Source organism: Streptomyces sp. NPDC059201, assembly GCF_042754585.1.
Lineage (GTDB): Bacteria > Actinomycetota > Actinomycetes > Streptomycetales > Streptomycetaceae > Streptomyces.
In genome coordinates, this window is sequence record NZ_JBHZBB010000012.1 from 39,411 (window position 1) to 56,214 (window position 16,804).

The 16,804-nt window shown below is 72.5% G+C and carries 14 protein-coding genes and 1 other RNA gene; 13 read left to right on the top strand and 2 right to left on the bottom strand.

Annotation, left to right across the window (positions count from 1 at the left end):
• Nucleotides 1-48: 48 nt before the first annotated feature.
• The 3 genes from ACFXMG_RS31430 (at nt 49) to ssrA (ending at nt 2,251) form a co-directional block, all read left to right on the top strand.
• Entirely contained in the window at nt 49-1,248 is a 1,200-nt protein-coding gene (locus ACFXMG_RS31430; RefSeq protein WP_383829915.1) for a S41 family peptidase, read from the top strand.
• An 18-nt stretch (nt 1,249-1,266) separates the two neighbouring features.
• The gene (gene smpB / locus ACFXMG_RS31435; RefSeq protein ID WP_383829912.1) at nt 1,267-1,803 is read left to right on the top strand and encodes an SsrA-binding protein SmpB; all 537 of its coding nucleotides are present in this window, start codon (nt 1,267-1,269) and stop codon (nt 1,801-1,803) included.
• Nucleotides 1,804-1,882: 79 nt separating this feature from the next.
• Nucleotides 1,883-2,251: a transfer-messenger RNA gene (gene ssrA / locus ACFXMG_RS31440) on the top strand.
• 30 nt (nt 2,252-2,281) lie between these two features.
• Here the strand turns inward: ssrA and ACFXMG_RS31445 are convergent.
• On the bottom strand, nt 2,282-3,511 hold the full coding sequence (locus ACFXMG_RS31445) for an MFS transporter (RefSeq protein ID WP_383829909.1): 1,230 nt from the start codon (nt 3,509-3,511) through the stop codon (nt 2,282-2,284).
• Nucleotides 3,512-3,595: 84 nt separating this feature from the next.
• On the opposite strand from ACFXMG_RS31445, the gene ACFXMG_RS31450 reads away from it, so the two are divergent.
• The 7 genes from ACFXMG_RS31450 (at nt 3,596) to ACFXMG_RS31480 (ending at nt 12,611) form a co-directional block, all read left to right on the top strand.
• A complete protein-coding gene (locus ACFXMG_RS31450) occupies nt 3,596-4,606 on the top strand; it encodes a LysR family transcriptional regulator (protein WP_383829907.1) in 1,011 nt (336 codons plus the stop codon).
• A 108-nt stretch (nt 4,607-4,714) separates the two neighbouring features.
• Entirely contained in the window at nt 4,715-6,070 is a 1,356-nt protein-coding gene (locus ACFXMG_RS31455; RefSeq protein WP_383829904.1) for a nitrate/nitrite transporter, read from the top strand.
• Between the two features lie 84 nt (nt 6,071-6,154).
• On the top strand, nt 6,155-7,291 hold the full coding sequence (locus ACFXMG_RS31460) for a uroporphyrinogen-III synthase (RefSeq protein ID WP_383829901.1): 1,137 nt from the start codon (nt 6,155-6,157) through the stop codon (nt 7,289-7,291).
• 24 nt (nt 7,292-7,315) lie between these two features.
• On the top strand, nt 7,316-7,834 hold the full coding sequence (locus tag ACFXMG_RS31465) for a GNAT family N-acetyltransferase (RefSeq protein WP_383829898.1): 519 nt from the start codon (nt 7,316-7,318) through the stop codon (nt 7,832-7,834).
• A 62-nt stretch (nt 7,835-7,896) separates the two neighbouring features.
• On the top strand, nt 7,897-10,185 hold the full coding sequence (locus tag ACFXMG_RS31470) for a HelD family protein (protein ID WP_383829892.1): 2,289 nt from the start codon (nt 7,897-7,899) through the stop codon (nt 10,183-10,185).
• A gap of 389 nt (nt 10,186-10,574) precedes the next feature.
• Nucleotides 10,575-11,990 carry an NAD-dependent malic enzyme gene (locus tag ACFXMG_RS31475; RefSeq protein WP_383829889.1) on the top strand — a complete coding sequence of 472 codons (1,416 nt, stop codon included), beginning with the start codon at nt 10,575-10,577 and terminating at the stop codon, nt 11,988-11,990.
• Between the two features lie 339 nt (nt 11,991-12,329).
• Nucleotides 12,330-12,611, top strand: a complete 282-nt coding sequence (locus tag ACFXMG_RS31480) for an HU family DNA-binding protein (RefSeq protein WP_017237029.1) — start codon at nt 12,330-12,332, stop codon at nt 12,609-12,611.
• 85 nt (nt 12,612-12,696) lie between these two features.
• Here ACFXMG_RS31480 and murA read toward each other — a convergent pair whose 3' ends face one another.
• On the bottom strand, nt 12,697-14,043 hold the full coding sequence (gene murA / locus ACFXMG_RS31485) for a UDP-N-acetylglucosamine 1-carboxyvinyltransferase (RefSeq protein WP_030324469.1): 1,347 nt from the start codon (nt 14,041-14,043) through the stop codon (nt 12,697-12,699).
• Nucleotides 14,044-14,330: 287 nt separating this feature from the next.
• Between murA and ACFXMG_RS31490 the strand changes: the two genes are divergently transcribed.
• From ACFXMG_RS31490 to ACFXMG_RS31500, 3 genes are all read left to right on the top strand, one after another.
• The gene (locus tag ACFXMG_RS31490; protein WP_383829885.1) at nt 14,331-14,930 is read left to right on the top strand and encodes a YqgE/AlgH family protein; all 600 of its coding nucleotides are present in this window, start codon (nt 14,331-14,333) and stop codon (nt 14,928-14,930) included.
• 30 nt (nt 14,931-14,960) lie between these two features.
• A complete protein-coding gene (locus ACFXMG_RS31495; protein WP_382535969.1) occupies nt 14,961-15,251 on the top strand; it encodes a DUF3039 domain-containing protein in 291 nt (96 codons plus the stop codon).
• A gap of 246 nt (nt 15,252-15,497) precedes the next feature.
• A complete protein-coding gene (locus ACFXMG_RS31500; RefSeq protein ID WP_383829614.1) occupies nt 15,498-16,802 on the top strand; it encodes an extracellular solute-binding protein in 1,305 nt (434 codons plus the stop codon).
• The last annotated feature ends 2 nt before the right edge of the window (nt 16,803-16,804 follow it).

Consider the following 16,804-nt stretch of genomic DNA (forward strand, 5'->3'; position numbering starts at 1 on the left):
GAGGCCAAAGCCTCGGTGGCGCCGCCGCCTTGTCCTAGAGTGGGCGCCATGCCGGCCGGCCCCGCGCCCCTCTGTCTCCGGCCCCGCGGTGTCGTCCGCGGGGCCGTTCTCACGTTGGTCTTCGCCGGGGTCCTCGCCACCGCCGCCGCGACCGGCGCGCTGCCCCGGGAGGACGGCGCCGGGCGGGAGCCCCGTACCGACGCCGCCGACCGCGCCGCGGCCTTCGACCGGGCCGCCCTCCACCGGGTCGCCGAGGAGGCCGTCGCCGACGGCAAGTCGGGCAAGCAGGCCGCCGAGGAGTTCGTGAGCCGCAGCGGCGACCGCTGGGGCGCGGTCTACGACCAGCGGGAGTACGCCGAGTTCGAGCGGTCCCTGGACGGCGCCTACACCGGCGTCGGGCTCTCCGCCGGGACCGAGGCGGGGGAGCGGGGCGGTACGTCCTCCGGGGGCGGCGCCGTCCGGGTCACCCGGGTGCGGACCGGCGGACCCGCCGAGCGGGCCGGGGTACGCGTCGGCGACCAGCTGCTCGCGGTCGACGGGCGCGCCACCGAGGGCCAGTCCGTCTCCGAGGTCGTCTCCCTGCTGCGCGGCGACGGCGTGGCCGGCTCCACCGTGGCCCTCCGGGTCCGGCGGGCGGGCATGACCTGGACCCAGACCCTGCGCCGGGAGCGGGTCGAGACCGACCCCGTCACCGTCAGCCGCCCCGACGCGCGGACCGTCGTCATCCGGGTCGCCGCCTTCAGCAAGGGCGTCGGCGCCCGGGTGCGGGAGGCGGTCCGCACCGCCCCGGCCGGCGCGGGGGTCCTGCTCGACCTGCGCGGGAACTCCGGCGGTCTGGTCGACGAGGCGGCGGCCGCCGCCTCCGCCTTCCTCGACGGCGGGCTCGTCGCCACGTACGACGTCGAGGGCGAGCAGCGGGCCCTGTACGCGGAGCGGGGCGGCGACACCGCCAGGCCCCTGGTCGCGCTGATCGACGGCGGCACCATGAGCGCGGCCGAGCTGCTGACCGGCGCGCTCCAGGACCGGGGCCGGGCGGTCACCGTCGGCTCGAAGACCTTCGGCAAGGGGTCGGTGCAGATGCCGAGCACCCTCCCGGACGGTTCGGTGGCCGAGCTGACCGTGGGCCACTACCGCACGCCCGCCGGGCACGAGGTCGACGGGCGGGGCATCGCGCCCGACCTGCCGGCCGCGGACGGGGCGGAGGAGCGGGCCCGCACGGTATTGAGTGGCCTCGGAGGGGGCTCGTAGTGCGAAAATGACCGCACTATGGCTAAGGGACTCGTCAACGTGCAGGGCAAGCCTGCGAAGAAGGCCCAGGACAAGGGGCCCGAGCGCAAGATGGTCGCGCAGAACAAGAAGGCGCGCCACGACTACCTGATCCTCGACACGTACGAGGCGGGCGTGGCGCTCATGGGGACGGAGGTGAAGTCGCTCCGGATGGGGCGGGCCTCGCTGGTGGACGGCTTCGTCCAGATCGAGGGCCACGAGGCGTGGCTGTACAACATCCACGTGCCCGAGTACATGCAGGGCAGCTGGACCAACCACTCGGCGAAGCGGAAGCGGAAGCTGCTGCTGCACCGCGCGGAGATCGACAAGCTGGAGCAGAAGTCGTCGGAGACCGGTCACACGATCGTGCCCCTGGCGCTGTACTTCCTGGGCGGCCGGGTGAAGTGCGAGATCGCGCTCGCCAAGGGCAAGAAGGAGTACGACAAGCGGCAGACGCTCCGCGAGCAGCAGGACACGCGCGAGACCGCGCGGGCGATCGCGTCGGCGAAGCGGCGTCAGCGCGCCCAGGAGCGTTAATCGCTGGCAACCGTGCCTACGGGTCACGTACGATGGACCACGCACCCCACAGAGGGTGCGCGGATTGAAAAATCAACATGGGGATGATCGGTTTCGACAGCGGATGTCGAAGCAGGGGAAGCGTGTCGAGGAAGCGGCAATGATCTCGTAAACCACGCGCCGAAACCAATAATCGCCAACACCAAGCGCGATTCCTTCGCCCTCGCTGCCTAAGTAGCGACTTGCGAAGTGTCAGCCCGGGGCTGTTCCCGACCCGGATCCTGGCATCATGAAGGGGACTAAACCTTGATCCCGGTCACGGGGTGAAGAGGGAAATCAAACAGTGACTGAGCCCGTTCCGGACTTGTCTGGGTGATCCGGAGGGCTGAGAAACTCGTACCAGACTGCACACGGAGAAGCCCTGGTTCCGCACCGTTGGACGCGGGTTCGATTCCCGCCATCTCCACTCATCCCATGTGGGCGAAGGCCCGGTGGTCCGTCAGGACCGCCGGGCCTTCGTCATGTCCGTCCGCAGCGACAGGAGCAGCGCCACGGCCGCCGCCGTCACCGGGAGGGCGAAGCCGAGCGCCGGGGACGGGGCGTGGTCGGCGGTCCAGCCCCCGGCGGCGGAGCCGGTGGCGATGCCGGCCAGCAGGGCGGTCACGGCCAGCGTCATGCCCTCGTTCAGCTGGGCGGGCGGGGTCAGCCGCTGCACCAGGGCCATGCCCGTGACCATCGTGGGCGCCGTCGCCATCCCCGCCACCAGGAGGCCGGCGGCGAGCGCCAGGAGCGAGCCCGTGGGGGCCATCAGCAGCGGCGCCGCCATCAGGAGCGTCATCGCCGCCAGGCAGGCGCGCAGGCCGGCCGTGCGGCGGGCCCGGCCGTAGAGCAGGCCGGCCGCGCAGGAGCCCGCCGCCTGGAGCGCCAGGACCGGGCCCGCGAGCGGGCCGTCCACGAACGCCAGGGTCGTCACCTCCATCGCGCCGAAGATCGCGCCCACCGCGAGGAAGACGACCAGCAGCGGCACCATCCCCGGGGCGCGCAGCGGCGAGCCCGCCGAGGTGCGCGGGGCGACCGGCGGCTCGGTCGCGCGCTGCGCGGTGAAGAGCAGCACGCCGGTCAGGAGGAGGGCGGCGGCCACCAGCGTGCCCGCCTCCGGGAAGAGCGCCGAGCCGAGCGTCGCGGCGAGCACCGGGCCGAGCATGAAGCACAGTTCGTCGGCGGCCTGCTCGAAGGCGTTCGCGGTGTGCAGCGCGGCCGCGTCGCCCCGCAGCAGGTGCGCCCAGCGGGCCCGGGACATGCCGCCGGTGTTCGGGGCGGCGGCGGTCGGCACGATCGCGCAGAACAGCGCCCACGCGGGCGCGTGCCCGTGCACACAGAGCAGCAGCGCCAGATGGCCCAGGACGGCGACGAGCGTGGCCGGGAGGGCGATCCTGGCCTGCCCGTGCCGGTCCACGAGCCGGGCCACCCAGGGCGCCGTCAGCGCGCCCGCCACCAGACCCGTCGCGGTGACCGCGCCCGCCAGCGCGTAGGAGTCGTACGCCCCCGAGATCATGATCACCGCGCTGACCCCGAACATGCCCGCCGGCAGCCGGGCTATCAGGTTCCCGGCGGTGAACGCGCGCGTGCCGGGGAGGGCGAAGAGCCGGAGGTAGGGGTTGCGGGGCGGCGGGGCCGGAGCCGGAGGCGGGGTGAGGTCCGGGGCGGGCGCGAGGTCCGGGTGAGACATGGCACCAGGCTCGGGGCGGGGCGGCCGCGGCGTCCAACACCTGTGAGGTCGCCATTCACGCACCTGTGTTGTTGAATGCGGCGGGTGGCCACTCCGTACGACATCGAACCCCGGCTGCTGCGCGCCTTCACCGCCGTCGCCGAGGAACTGCACTTCACCCGTGCCGCCGGGCGCCTCTTCGTCGCCCAGCAGGCGCTCAGCCGGGACGTCCGGCGCCTGGAGCGCGAGGTCGGCGCGCAGCTCTTCGTACGGACCACCCGGCAGGTCGCCCTCACCCCGGACGGCGAGCGGCTCCTGCCGTACGCCCGCCGGGTCCTCGACGCCCACGACGCGCTCCGCGACGCCTTCCGGGCCGAGCCGCGCCCGCTGCTCGTCGACCTGAACACGCCCGGCCTCGTCCACGACCGCATCCTGCGCCGCGCCCGCGAACTCGCCCCGGAACAGGAGCTGATGGCCCGCTTCGAGTCCGGGCTCACCGGCGCCGTGCGGGAGATCCTGGCCGGCCGGCTCGACGCCTCCTTCGGACGGTACGGGGGGCTGGCGCCCGGGCTGCGGGCCCGGCTCGACGCGCGGTTCGTGCGGTACGAGCCGATGGCGGTGATCCTGCCCGAGGACCACGAGCTGGCCCCCCTGCCCGAGGTGCCGCTGGCCCGGCTCACCGGCGAGGTCCTCTACGCCGGCGCGGGCAACGACCGCACCCCCGAGTGGACCGACCTCGCCGTGCGGCTCTTCGCCGGCCGCGGCATCCGCCTCTCGCCGCCCGCGCCGCTCGCCGTCGGCACGGAGGAGTTCCAGCGGATCATGGCCAAGCACCGGCACCCGGTCCTCGCCGTCACCGGCTTCCCGCCCATGCCCGGCTGCGTCCTGCGGCCCCTCGTCGACCCCGTCCCCCTGTCGCCCGTGAGCCTGGTCTGGCGCAAGGGACTGCGCCACCCCGGCCTCGACGCCCTCCGGCGGGCCGCCGCCGAACTGGGGGAGCGGGAGGGCTGGCTGGAGCGCCCGGCGGACTCCTGGCTGCCGGAGGACGAGCCGGGCGTGCCCGGAGTGCCGGGCGTGCCCACGGCTCCGCTCACACGGCCCGGCCGGTCCGGGTGAGAGCAAGGTTCCGCCGACGACACGTCGCGGCACGGCCTTGAAACGCGTCCTCCCTAGCGTCGGGGACACCAGGATCCGGGACCGGGTCCGACACCGTGGAGGTGCGAGATGGGCGGGCGCTGGATCGATGTCTGGGAGCCGGAGGACGAGACCTTCTGGAGGGAGAAGGGCGAGCGGATCGCCCGGCGCAACCTCGCCTTCTCCGTCCTCTCCGAGCACATCGGCTTCTCCATCTGGAGCCTGTGGTCCGTGATGGTCCTCTTCATGGGACCTCAGTACGGCATCGACCCCGCGGGCAAGTTCTTCCTCATCGCCACCGCGACCTTCGTGGGCGCGCTGATCCGCATCCCGTACACCTTCGCCGTCGCCCGCTTCGGCGGCCGCAACTGGACGGTCTTCAGCGCCCTGTTGCTGCTCCTGCCGACCGGCTTCGCGTACGCCGTGATGGAACCCGGCACTTCCTATTCCACCTTCGTCCTGGTGGCGGCCCTCACCGGCGTCGGCGGCGGCAACTTCGCCTCCTCCATGACCAACATCAACGCCTTCTTCCCGCTCCGGAAGAAGGGCTGGGCGCTCGGCCTCAACGCGGGCGGCGGCAACATCGGCGTCCCCGTCCTCCAGCTCGTCGGCCTCCTCGTCATCGGCACCGCCGGCGCGATGCACCCGAGGATCGTCCTCGGCGTCTACCTGCCGCTCGTCGTGATCGCCGTCGTCTGCTCCGCGCTCTTCATGGACAACCTCACGCCCGTGAAGAACGACACCGGGGCCGTCCGCGAGTCCGTACGGGCCCGCCACACCTGGATCATGGCGTTCCTGTACATCGGCAGCTTCGGCTCCTTCATCGGCTACAGCTTCGCCTTCGGCCTGGTCCTCCAGACCCAGTTCGGCCGCACCCCGCTCCAGGCCGCCTCGCTCACCTTCATCGGCCCCCTGCTCGGCTCCCTCATCCGCCCCTTCGGCGGCTCCCTCGCCGACAGGCACGGCGGCGCCCGCATCACCCTCGCCACCTTCGCCGCCATGTCCGCCGCCACCGGAGTCGTCATCTACGCCTCGGTGACCGAGTCCCTCACCGTCTTCCTCGTCGGCTTCATCGCCCTCTTCGTCCTCAGCGGCCTCGGCAACGGCTCCACCTTCAAGATGATCCCGGCGATCTTCCTCGCCCAGGGCCACCGCAAGGGCCTCGCCGGCGAGGCCGCCGAGTCCTACGGACGCCGCCTCTCCGGCGCCTCCATGGGCCTCATCGGGGCCATCGGCGCCCTCGGCGGCCTCGGCATCAACCTCGCCTTCCGCCAGTCCTTCCAGACCGTCGGCACCGGCACCGGGGCCTTCGTCGCCTTCCTCGCCTACTACGCCGCCTGCATGGCCGTCACCTGGGCGGTATACCTTCGCCGCCCGCCCGTCGTCCCCGACACCGCAGAGACCGCCGAGGAGCCGGAGACCCGGCCCGGATTCGCGAAGGTGTGAGCCGGCGTGCAGGGCGCGTACCGTAACGACCAGGAAATACGCGTGAACCCCGACCGTCACGCGTCCGCGCCACTCTCGATGCCCATGGACCAGCACGAACACGGACCCCTCGCCGGCTTCACCGTCGGCGTCACCGCGGCCAGGCGCGCGGACGAACTCATCGCCCTGCTGCGCCGGCGCGGCGCGGCCGTCGTGCACGGACCCGCGCTGCGGATCGTCCCCCTCGCCGACGACACCGAACTCCTCGCCGCCACCAAGGAGATCATCGGCAACAGGCCGGACGTCGTCGTCGCCACCACCGCGATCGGCTTCCGCGGCTGGGTCGAGGCGGCCGAGGGCTGGGGACACGGCACCGAACTCCTCGACACCCTCCGCGGGGTCGAACTCCTCGCCCGCGGGCCCAAGGTCAAGGGGGCCGTACGGGCCGCCGGACTCACCGAGTCCTGGTCGCCCTCCTCCGAGTCCATGGCCGAGGTGCTCGACCGGCTCCTCGCCGAGGGCGTCGCCGGGCGTCGGGTCGCCGTCCAGCTCCACGGCGAACCGCTCCCCGGCTTCGTCGAGGCGCTCACCGCCGCAGGGGCGACCGTCCTCGGCGTCCCCGTCTACCGGTGGATGCCGCCCGAGGACCTGGGCCCGCTCGACCGGCTCATCGACGCGGTGCTGTCCGGCTCCGTCGACGCCGTCGCCTTCACCAGCGCGCCGGCCGCCGCCTCGCTCTTCGCGCGGGCGGGGGACCGGGGGGTACGGGACCGGGTCGTCGAGGCGCTGCGGCACGAGGTGCTCGCGGTGTGCGTGGGGCCCGTGACGGCGCTGCCGCTCCAGGCCGAGGAGATCCCCACCCACCAGCCCGAACGGTTCCGGCTCGGGCCGCTCGTGCAGCTCCTGTGCACCGAACTGCCCGCGCGGTCCCGGGCGCTGCCCGTCGCGGGACACCGCGTCGAGATCCGGGGCCACGCCGTCCTCGTCGACGGCGAGCTGCGGCCCGTACCGCCGGCCGGGATGGCGCTCCTCGGCCTCCTCGCCCGGCGCCCCGGCTGGGTCGTCTCCCGCGCCGACCTCCTCCGCGCGCTGCCCGGCTCGGGCCGCGACGAACACGCGGTGGAGACGGCGATGGCCCGCCTCCGCGCCTCCCTCGGCGTCCCCAAGCTCATCCAGACCGTCGTCAAGCGGGGCTACCGCCTCTCCCTCGACCCCCTCGCCGAGGGCCCCGACACGCCGTGACCCGGGCCGGGTACCGTACGGCACATGAGCGATGGGGTGGGCATCAGGGAGGCGCGCGCGGCGGACGCGGGGGCGCTCGCCGACGCGCTCGCGCGGAACCGGGCCCACATGCGCCCCTGGGAGCCGGATCGGGCCGAGAGGTACTACACGGCCGAGGCCCAGGCCGAGCGGCTCGCCGACGGCGGACGGCGGTGGTTCGCCGTCGACGGGGAGCGGATCGTCGGCGCCGCGACCCTCTCCGGGATCGTCCTCGGACCCTTCCGGAGCGCCTCGCTCGGGTACTGGGTGGACCCCCGGTACGGCGGGCGGGGCATCGCCACCGCCCTCACCCAGGAGGTCTGCCGGGCCTCCCGCGACGTGCTCGGGCTGCACCGGATCGAGGCGTGCACCCTGCTCGACAACCACACCTCGCAGCGCGTCCTCGCCAAGAACGGCTTCGAGCGGATCGGCACCGCCCCGCGCTACCTCCACATCGCCGGGGAATGGCGCGATCACCACCTCTTCCAGCGGATCCTGCACGATCAGGCCCCTCCCCTCGCCTGACACGGAAGCCACCGGTGGCGTACCTTTGACGGCTGCCCAGTGCACGTCAGAAGGGGGCCTTAGTGGCCGCGCAGGAAGCCGTCGACACGGTCAGAGACCGTGAGATCGGCGTCGAGCAGGAACATCTGGATCAGGTCTACCGCCGCCTGGAGGAGAAGATCCACGAGGCGGAGTTCCTGATGAACGACGCCGCCCAGAAGGGACACGTCGGCACACCCGGCGCCCTCGCCGAGCGCGACGCCCAGGTCTTCCGCGCCGGTGTCCACCTCAACCGGCTCAACAACGAGTTCGAGGACTTCCTGTTCGGGCGGATCGACCTCCTGGAGGGCAAGGACGGGGTCAGGGGACCCGACGGCGCCCACACGTCCGTCGAGCCCGCCGACGACGCCATCCGGCCCGACAACACCGCCGACATCGGCGAGACCCTGCACATCGGCCGCATCGGCGTCCTGGACGCCGACTACTCCCCGCTCGTCATCGACTGGCGCGCCCCCGCCGCCGCGCCCTTCTACCGCTCCACGCCCGTCGAGCCGGGCCGCGTCGTCCGGCGCCGCGTCATCCGCTCCAAGGGGCGGCGCGTCCTCGGCGTCGAGGACGACCTGATGCGCCCCGAGCTCAGGGCCACTCTGGACGGCGCCGAACTGCCCGTCATCGGCGACGGCGCCCTCATGGCCGCCCTCGGCCAGGCCCGCGGCCACTCGATGCGCGACATCGTCTCGTCCATCCAGGCCGAGCAGGACCTCGTCATCCGCGCCCCCGCCGCCTCCGTCACGTACGTCGAGGGCGGACCCGGCACCGGGAAGACCGCCGTGGCCCTGCACCGCGCCGCGTACCTGCTCTACCAGGACCGCAGGCGCTACTCCGGCGGCATCCTCATCGTCTCCCCGACGCCGCTGCTCGTCTCGTACACCGAGGGCGTGCTGCCCTCCCTCGGCGAGGAGGGGCAGGTCGCCATCCGGGCCCTCGGCGACCTCGCCGAGGACGCCGCGGGCGGCGTCGCCGACGCCTACGACGAGCCCGCCGTCTCCCGGATCAAGGGCTCCTCCCGGATGCTCGCCGTGCTCCGCAAGGCCGCCCGCGGCGCCCTGGACGCCCCCGACACGCCCAAGCTGCTCCGCGTCGTCGCCTTCGGGCGCCGGCTGGAGCTGGAGGAGGGCGAGCTGCGGCGGATCCGGCAGAACGTGCTGTCCGGCACCGCCCCCGTCAACCTGCTCCGGCCCCGCGCCCGCCGCCTCCTCCTCGACGCCCTCTACTCCCGCTCGGGCGCCGCGGGCCGGCACAGCGACCCCGAGCTCGCCGCCGAGCTGCGCTCCTCCTTCGACGAGGACGTCTCCACCGAGGACGCCTTCATCGGCTTCCTCGACGCCTGGTGGCCCGAACTGGCCCCGCGCAGGGTGCTCGACGCCATGGGCGACGAGAAGCGGCTCGGCCGCTGGGCCCGCCGGATCCTCAACCCCGGCGAGGTCCGCCGGATCGCCCGCTCGCTGCGCCGTCCGGGCCTGTCCGTCCACGACGTGGCCCTCCTCGACGAGCTGCACACCCTGCTCGGCGCCCCCGCCCGGCCCAAGCGGAAGCGGGAGTACGACCCGCTGGACCAGCTCACCGGCCTGGAGGAGCTGATGCCGGTGCGCGAGGAGACCCAGCGCGAGCGGGCCGAGCGGCTCGCCGCCGAGCGGACCGAGTACGCCCACGTCATCGTCGACGAGGCCCAGGACCTCACGCCCATGCAGTGGCGGATGGTCGGCCGCCGCGGCCGGCACGCCACCTGGACGATCGTCGGCGACCCCGCGCAGTCCTCCTGGTCCGACCCGGACGAGGCCGCCGCCGCCCGCGACGAGGCGCTGGGCTCCCGGCCGCGCCGCCGCTTCGAGCTGACCGTGAACTACCGCAACCCGGCGGAGATCGCCGAGCTGGCCGCCAAGGTCCTCGCCCTCGCCATGCCGGGCAAGGAGTCCCCGAGGGCGGTCCGCTCGACCGGCGTCGAGCCCCGGTTCGTCGCCGTGGCCAAGGGCGGCGACCTGGCCGGAACCGTGCGGGCCGAGGCCGAGCGGCTGCTCGCCGGGGTCGAGGGCACGGTCGGCGTGGTCGTCGCCATGGACCGGCGCGCCCAGGCCGCCCGCTGGCTCGACGGCCTGGGCGACCGGGTCGTCGCGCTCGGCTCGCTGGAGGCGAAGGGGCTGGAGTACGACGCCACCCTCGTCGTCTCCCCGGCCGAGATCGCCGACGAGTCCCCGGCCGGCCTGCGCGTCCTGTACGTGGCCCTCACCCGTTCGACGCAGGCGCTGACCGTGCTGGCGGGGGAGCGGGACCTGCCGGACGAGGCGGGGGTGCCGGACCTCCTGAGGGACTGAGCCCGCCCCCCCCGGAGAGGTGATTTCCGGTCAACACGCGCCGGGGGAATCACCTTCGGGGAGGGTTTGTTAGCCTGGTCGTGACACCGGCTCGATCCAAGCCCCCGGGCCCAACCTTCGTCCCTCAGAGGGACCACTTGCCGCGAGGCGAGCATGGCGGGTCGGTGTCACTTAGACATACATACGAAGTTGGGGCCCCGGTCGTCTTCCGATGACCGGGGCCTCTTCTGTTGCTCCGGCATCTCTCGTATGGTGGAAAGTACTTTCCGAAAACAAAATGACCGCATTACCTGCTACCGGCAGGTAGGTGCGACCATCGGAGGGCGCAAGCCGGGCGACCAGCCGGGGCGGCGTAGCAACGAAGCTAGGGAAAGCAGAGGAACCCGGCCATGGCAACGGCGCCCAGCGTCTCGTACTCGATGACGGTCCGGCTGGAGGTGCCCGCGAGCGGCACCGCGGTCTCGCAGCTCACCGCGGCGGTCGAGTCCCACGGAGGCTCCGTCACCGGCCTCGACGTGACCGCGTCGGGCCACGAGAAGCTCCGGATCGACGTCACCGTCGCCGCGACCTCCACCGCGCACGCCGACGAGATCGTCGAGCGGCTGCGGGACATCGAGGGCGTCGTCCTCGGCAAGGTCTCCGACCGTACGTTCCTGATGCACCTCGGCGGCAAGATCGAGATGGCGTCCAAGCACCCCATCCGCAACCGTGACGACCTCTCGATGGTCTACACCCCGGGCGTCGCCCGCGTGTGCATGGCGATCGCCGAGAACCCCGAGGACGCCCGCCGCCTCACCATCAAGCGCAACACGGTCGCGGTCGTCACCGACGGCTCCGCCGTCCTCGGCCTCGGCAACATCGGCCCGCTGGCCGCCATGCCCGTCATGGAGGGCAAGGCCGCCCTCTTCAAGCGCTTCGCCGGCATCGACGCCTGGCCGCTCTGCCTGGACACCCAGGACACCGACGAGATCGTCGCCATCGTCAAGGCGATCGCCCCCGGCTTCGCGGGCATCAACCTGGAGGACATCTCGGCGCCCCGCTGCTTCGAGATCGAGGCCCGGCTCCGCGAGGCCCTGGACATCCCGGTCTTCCACGACGACCAGCACGGCACCGCCATCGTCGTCCTCGCCGCCCTCACCAACGCGCTGCGCGTCGTCGGCAAGGGCATCGGGGACGTACGGGTCGTCATGTCCGGCGCCGGCGCGGCCGGTACGGCCATCCTGAAGCTGCTGCTCGCCGCCGGCGTGAAGCACGCGGTCGTCGCCGACATCCACGGCGTCGTGCACGCCGGCCGCGAGGACCTGGTCGAGGCCCCGGCCGACTCGCCGCTGCGCTGGATCGCCGACAACACCAACCCGGAGGGCGTCACCGGCACCCTCAAGGAGGCCGTCGTCGGCGCGGACGTCTTCATCGGCGTCTCGGCCCCGAACCTGCTGGGCGCCGAGGACGTGGCCGCGATGGGCGAGGACGCCATCGTGTTCGCGCTCGCGAACCCCGACCCGGAGGTCGACCCGGCCGCCGCGCGGCAGACCGCCGCCGTCGTCGCCACCGGCCGCTCGGACTTCCCGAACCAGATCAACAACGTCCTGGTCTTCCCCGGCGTCTTCCGCGGTCTGCTCGACGCGCAGTCCCGCACGGTGAACACCGAGATGATGCTCGCGGCCGCCAGCGCCCTCGCGGACGTCGTCACCGAGGACGAGCTGAACCCGAACTACATCATCCCGTCGGTCTTCAACGACAAGGTCGCGGGGGCCGTCGCGGGCGCCGTCCGGAACGCCGCGAAGACGGCGGGCGCGGGCGCCTGACGTCACCGGGGAGCGGTACCCCGAGCGTGTCGCGATTCGCGGAGTCGTAAACCCGCCTTTAGGGTGGCTTTTCGGCTCCGCACCGTTTGCGGGGAGTCGACGCTACGTCACCACCAGGGGGCTCCGGCGCTCTTCGTGTGACCCCAGGGGGTGCCGGATTGGCGTTCCCGCCGCTGGTGGGGGCAGGATGCTCCCCCGAGGACTTCGTCCAGGGGGGAACCCCCAGGGCGCGAGGGATCCACGAGAGGCAGACCCCGGGTCCGGGGACTGTCCGAGGCCCCTGGCAGCATCGGCTTCGATCTCACGCCTCACAGGCAAGAAGAACACGGGAGTAACAACATGAACCGCAGTGAGCTGGTGGCCGCGCTGGCCGACCGCGCCGAGGTGACCCGCAAGGACGCCGACGCCGTGCTGGCCGCCCTCGCCGAGACCGTCGGCGAGGTCGTCGCCAAGGGCGACGAGAAGGTCACCATCCCCGGCTTCCTGACCTTCGAGCGCACCCACCGTGCCGCTCGCACCGCTCGTAACCCGCAGACCGGCGACCCGATCAACATCCCGGCCGGCTACAGCGTGAAGGTCTCCGCGGGCTCGAAGCTCAAGGAAGCCGCCAAGGGCAAGTAAGCAGCCTGTAGGCGCACGAAAAGGGCGGCCACCCCCTCCGGGGTGGCCGCCCTTCCGCATGCCCTTCACAGGGCCCCTGGCGGGCTCAGACGAGCGCGCTGCCGGGCAGCTCGACCTTCGCGCCGAGCTCGACGAGCTTCTCCATGAAGTTCTCGTAGCCGCGGTTGATCAGCTCGATGCCGTGGACCCGCGAGGTGCCCTGGGCGGCGAGGGCCGCGATCAGGTACGAGAAGCCGCCGCGCAGGTCCGGGATGACCAGGTCGGCGCCCTGGAGACGGGTGGGGCCGCTGACGACCGCCGAGTGGAGGAAGTTGCGCTGGCCGAAGCGGCAGTCGGAGCCGCCCAGGCACTCGCGGTACAGCTGGATGTGGGCACCCATCTGGTTCAGCGCCGAGGTGAAGCCGAGCCGGGACTCGTACACCGTCTCGTGGACGATGGAGAGGCCGGACGCCTGCGTCAGGGCGACGACCAGCGGCTGCTGCCAGTCGGTCTGGAAGCCGGGGTGGACGTCGGTCTCCAGGTGGATCGCGTTCAGCGAGCCGCCCGGGTGCCAGAAGCGGATGCCCTCGTCGTCGATCTCGAAGGCGCCGCCGACCTTCCGGTACGTGTTGAGGAAGGTCATCATCGAGCGCTGCTGGGCGCCGCGCACGTAGATGTTGCCCTCGGTGGCGAGCGCCGCGGACGCCCAGGAGGCCGCCTCCAGGCGGTCCGGGAGGGCCCGGTGGGTGTAGCCGTCGAGCCGGTCGACACCGGTGATCCGGATGGTCCGGTCGGTGTCCATCGAGATGATGGCGCCCATCTTCTGGAGGACGCAGATGAGGTCCTCGATCTCGGGCTCCACCGCCGCGTTCGACAGCTCCGTGACGCCCTCGGCGAGCACCGCCGTCAGCAGCACCTGCTCGGTCGAGCCGACCGAGGGGTACGGGAGGCGGATCTTGCAGCCGCGAAGCCGCTGCGGGGCCTCCAGGTACTGCCCGTCGGCCCGCTTCTCGATGGTCGCGCCGAACTGGCGGAGCACGTCGAAGTGGAAGTCGATGGGCCGGCCGCCGATGTCGCAGCCGCCGAGGCCGGGGATGAAGGCGTGACCCAGACGGTGCAGCAGGGGGCCGCAGAAGAGGATCGGGATGCGCGACGAACCGGCGTGGGCGTCGATGTCGGCGACGTTGGCGGACTCGACGTGCGTCGGGTCGAGCACCAGCTCGCCGGGCTCCTCCCCGGGGCGGACCGTCACACCGTGCAGCTGGAGCAGCCCGCGGACGACGCGGACGTCACGGATGTCGGGCACGTTGCGCAGTCTGCTGGGGCCGCTGCCGAGCAGGGCGGCGACCATCGCCTTGGGCACGAGGTTCTTCGCGCCGCGAACGCGGATCTCGCCCTCCAGCGGGGTTCCGCCATGGACGAGCAGTACATCGTGACTGTCTGTGCCGGTCATGAATCTCGCGTTCCGGAGTCGTCGGTCGGGTGGCCAGAGAAAAGGGTAAGGGGCCATTGGACCCCGATCGGGCCGGTGGGGCCGCCTGGCAGATGTAATGAATTCGGCACAACACCCTCCGTTTCCGCGATCTTGCGGACTGTCACCGTCCGGTTGGTCGGTGCGGGCGGTCCGGGCCGTCCTGTCCCGCCCCTCCCGACCTGCGAGGCTCGCTCGGCTTCCACCGGTTTCCCGGGATCGCGCCCGAGAACCCCCGCACACGCCGAAGATGCGGGATCATGTGTCGCATGACCGAGGTGTCCTCGCTCACAGGACGGCTGCTCGTGGCCACCCCCGCCCTCGCGGATCCGAACTTCGACCGCGCGGTGGTGCTGCTGCTCGACCACGACGACGAGGGCTCCCTCGGCGTGGTCCTCAACCGGCCCACCCCCGTGACCGTCGGCGACGTGCTCGCCGCCTGGGCCGGGCTGGCCGGCGAACCGGGCGTCGTCTTCCAGGGCGGTCCCGTCTCGCTCGACGCCGCCCTCGGCCTCGCCGTCATCCCCGGCTACGAGGACCCTTCCCCAAGCTCTCGGCTTCGCTCGAGCAGGGGAGACCCCATTGGCTGGCGCCGGGTCTTCGGCGCGATCGGCCTGGTCGACCTGGAGACCCCGCCCGAACTCCTCGGCCCCGCCCTCGGCGCGCTCCGCATCTTCGCCGGCTACGCGGGCTGGGGCCCCGGCCAGCTGGAGACCGAACTGACCGAAGGAGCCTGGTACGTCGTCGAGTCCGAACCCGGCGACGTCTCCTCCCCGACCCCCGAGACGCTCTGGCGGCAGGTCCTGCGCCGCCAGCGCGGCGAACTCGCGATGATCGCGACCTATCCCGACGACCCTTCGCTCAACTGACCCCCGCCGCGTTCAGTACCCTTGGGTCCCATGAGCACTCTCGAGCCCGAGCGCGGGGCAGGTACGGGAACCCTCGTCGAGCCGACGCCGCAGGTGTCCCACGGTGACGGCGACCACGAGCGCTACGCCCATTACGTCCAGAAGGACAAGATCATGGCGAGTGCCCTCGACGGCACTCCCGTCGTCGCACTGTGCGGGAAGGTCTGGGTGCCGGGGCGCGACCCCAAGAAGTACCCGGTCTGCCCGATGTGCAAGGAGATCTACGAGTCCATGGGCGCGGGCGGGGACAAGGACAAGGACAAGGGCGGCAAGGGGAAGTAACCCCCTCCGCGGGCCTGTCGGGGACGGCCCCCGTCGTGCGCACCTCCGGGTGCGCGCGACGGGGGCCGTTCCGCGTTTCCGGGGCGGTTCGGGGGCTGTTCCCGGCCGTTTCGGGTACTGCCGTCGGGCCTGAATTGGTCGAGACCTCTTGTCGTGATCGCCGGGCGCGCCTAACCTCACCGTCGTTGTTGTGCAGAACGAAACGCCCGTTGCGCATACTGCAACGCCGCTCGGAGGGGAACCGCCATGAAGCTTCCTGCCCGGATCGCCGCGCCCGTCGCCCTGCCGCTCGCCGCCCTCGTCCTCGCCGCCTGCGCGCCCCAGACCTCCGCCCCCGCCGCCGGCGGGGACGAGAAGACCGGCACCCTGCGCGTCTGGCTCTTCCAGGAGGTCGCCAACCAGCCCAAGGAGAAGGTCGTCGACGAGGCCGTCGCCGCCTTCGAGAAGAAGCACCCCGGCGCGGAGGTCGAGGTCGAGTACATCCCCGTCGAGACCCGCGCCCAGCGCGTCAAGGCGGCCTTCAACGACCCGAAGTCCGCCCCCGACGTCATCGAGTTCGGCAACACCGACACCGCCGGCTACGTCAAGGACGGCGGACTCGCCGACGTCACCGCCGAGTTCTCCGCCTGGGACCAGGCCGCCGACAGCGACGCCACCGCCAAGGAGTCCGTCACCGTCGGCGGAAAGGTCTACGGCGCCCCGCTCTTCGTCGGCGTCCGCGCGCTCTACTACCGCACCGACGTCTTCAAGGAACTCGGCCTCGCCGCCCCCAAGAGCCAGGACGAGCTCGTCACGACCGCGAAGAAGATCCGCAAGGCCAGGCCCGAGCTGTACGGCATCGCCGTCGGCGGCACCTACACCTACGGCGCCCTCCCCTTCGTCTGGGCGGCCGGCGGCGACCTCGCCGCGAAGGACGGCTCCGGCGCCTACAAGGCGGCCATCGGCGACCCCGCCGCCGTCCAGGGCCTCAGCACCTACACCTCGCTCCTCGGCGACGACAACTGCCCCGCCGCCACCTGCGCCCAGATGGGCGGAAACGCCACCGTCACCGCCTTCGCCGCGGGCAAGGCCGGCATGGCCATCGGCGGAGACTTCAGCCACGCCGCCGTCGAGGCGGGCCAGGTCAAGGGGAAGTACGCCGTCGTCCCGCTGCCCGGCACGACCCCCGGCTCCATCGCCCCCGCCTTCGCCGGCGGCAACAACATCGGCGTCCTCAAGTCCACCTCGCACCGCACCCTCGCCGTCGAGCTGATGAAGGGCCTCGCCGGCAAGGAGACCCAGACCAAGCTCTTCGACGCCATGGGCTTCCTGCCCACCTTCACCGACGTCCGCGCCGCCGCCGCCGAGCGCAAGCCCTTCGTGAAGCCCTTCATCGACACCCTCGCCGCCGGCACCAAGTTCGTCCCCGCCACCGCCGCCTGGGGCCGGATCGACTCCTCGCTCGTCGTCCCCACGATGCTCCAGGAGATCGCCAGCGGCCGGAAGGACGTGAAGACCGCCGCCGGCGACGCGGCGAAGAAGATGGACGCGGCCTTCGCCGAGGCGGGCTGACC

Coding starts and splice junctions, on each gene's coding strand:
- ACFXMG_RS31430 (WP_383829915.1), top strand. CDS start 49: ATGCCGGCCGGCCCCGCGCCCCTCTGTCTCCGGCCCCGCGGTGTCGTC.
- smpB (WP_383829912.1), top strand. CDS start 1,267: ATGGCTAAGGGACTCGTCAACGTGCAGGGCAAGCCTGCGAAGAAGGCC.
- ACFXMG_RS31445 (WP_383829909.1), bottom strand. CDS start 3,511: ATGTCTCACCCGGACCTCGCGCCCGCCCCGGACCTCACCCCGCCTCCG.
- ACFXMG_RS31455 (WP_383829904.1), top strand. CDS start 4,715: ATGGGCGGGCGCTGGATCGATGTCTGGGAGCCGGAGGACGAGACCTTC.
- ACFXMG_RS31460 (WP_383829901.1), top strand. CDS start 6,155: ATGGACCAGCACGAACACGGACCCCTCGCCGGCTTCACCGTCGGCGTC.
- ACFXMG_RS31465 (WP_383829898.1), top strand. CDS start 7,316: ATGAGCGATGGGGTGGGCATCAGGGAGGCGCGCGCGGCGGACGCGGGG.
- ACFXMG_RS31475 (WP_383829889.1), top strand. CDS start 10,575: ATGGCAACGGCGCCCAGCGTCTCGTACTCGATGACGGTCCGGCTGGAG.
- ACFXMG_RS31480 (WP_017237029.1), top strand. CDS start 12,330: ATGAACCGCAGTGAGCTGGTGGCCGCGCTGGCCGACCGCGCCGAGGTG.
- murA (WP_030324469.1), bottom strand. CDS start 14,043: ATGACCGGCACAGACAGTCACGATGTACTGCTCGTCCATGGCGGAACC.
- ACFXMG_RS31490 (WP_383829885.1), top strand. CDS start 14,331: ATGACCGAGGTGTCCTCGCTCACAGGACGGCTGCTCGTGGCCACCCCC.
- ACFXMG_RS31495 (WP_382535969.1), top strand. CDS start 14,961: ATGAGCACTCTCGAGCCCGAGCGCGGGGCAGGTACGGGAACCCTCGTC.
- ACFXMG_RS31500 (WP_383829614.1), top strand. CDS start 15,498: ATGAAGCTTCCTGCCCGGATCGCCGCGCCCGTCGCCCTGCCGCTCGCC.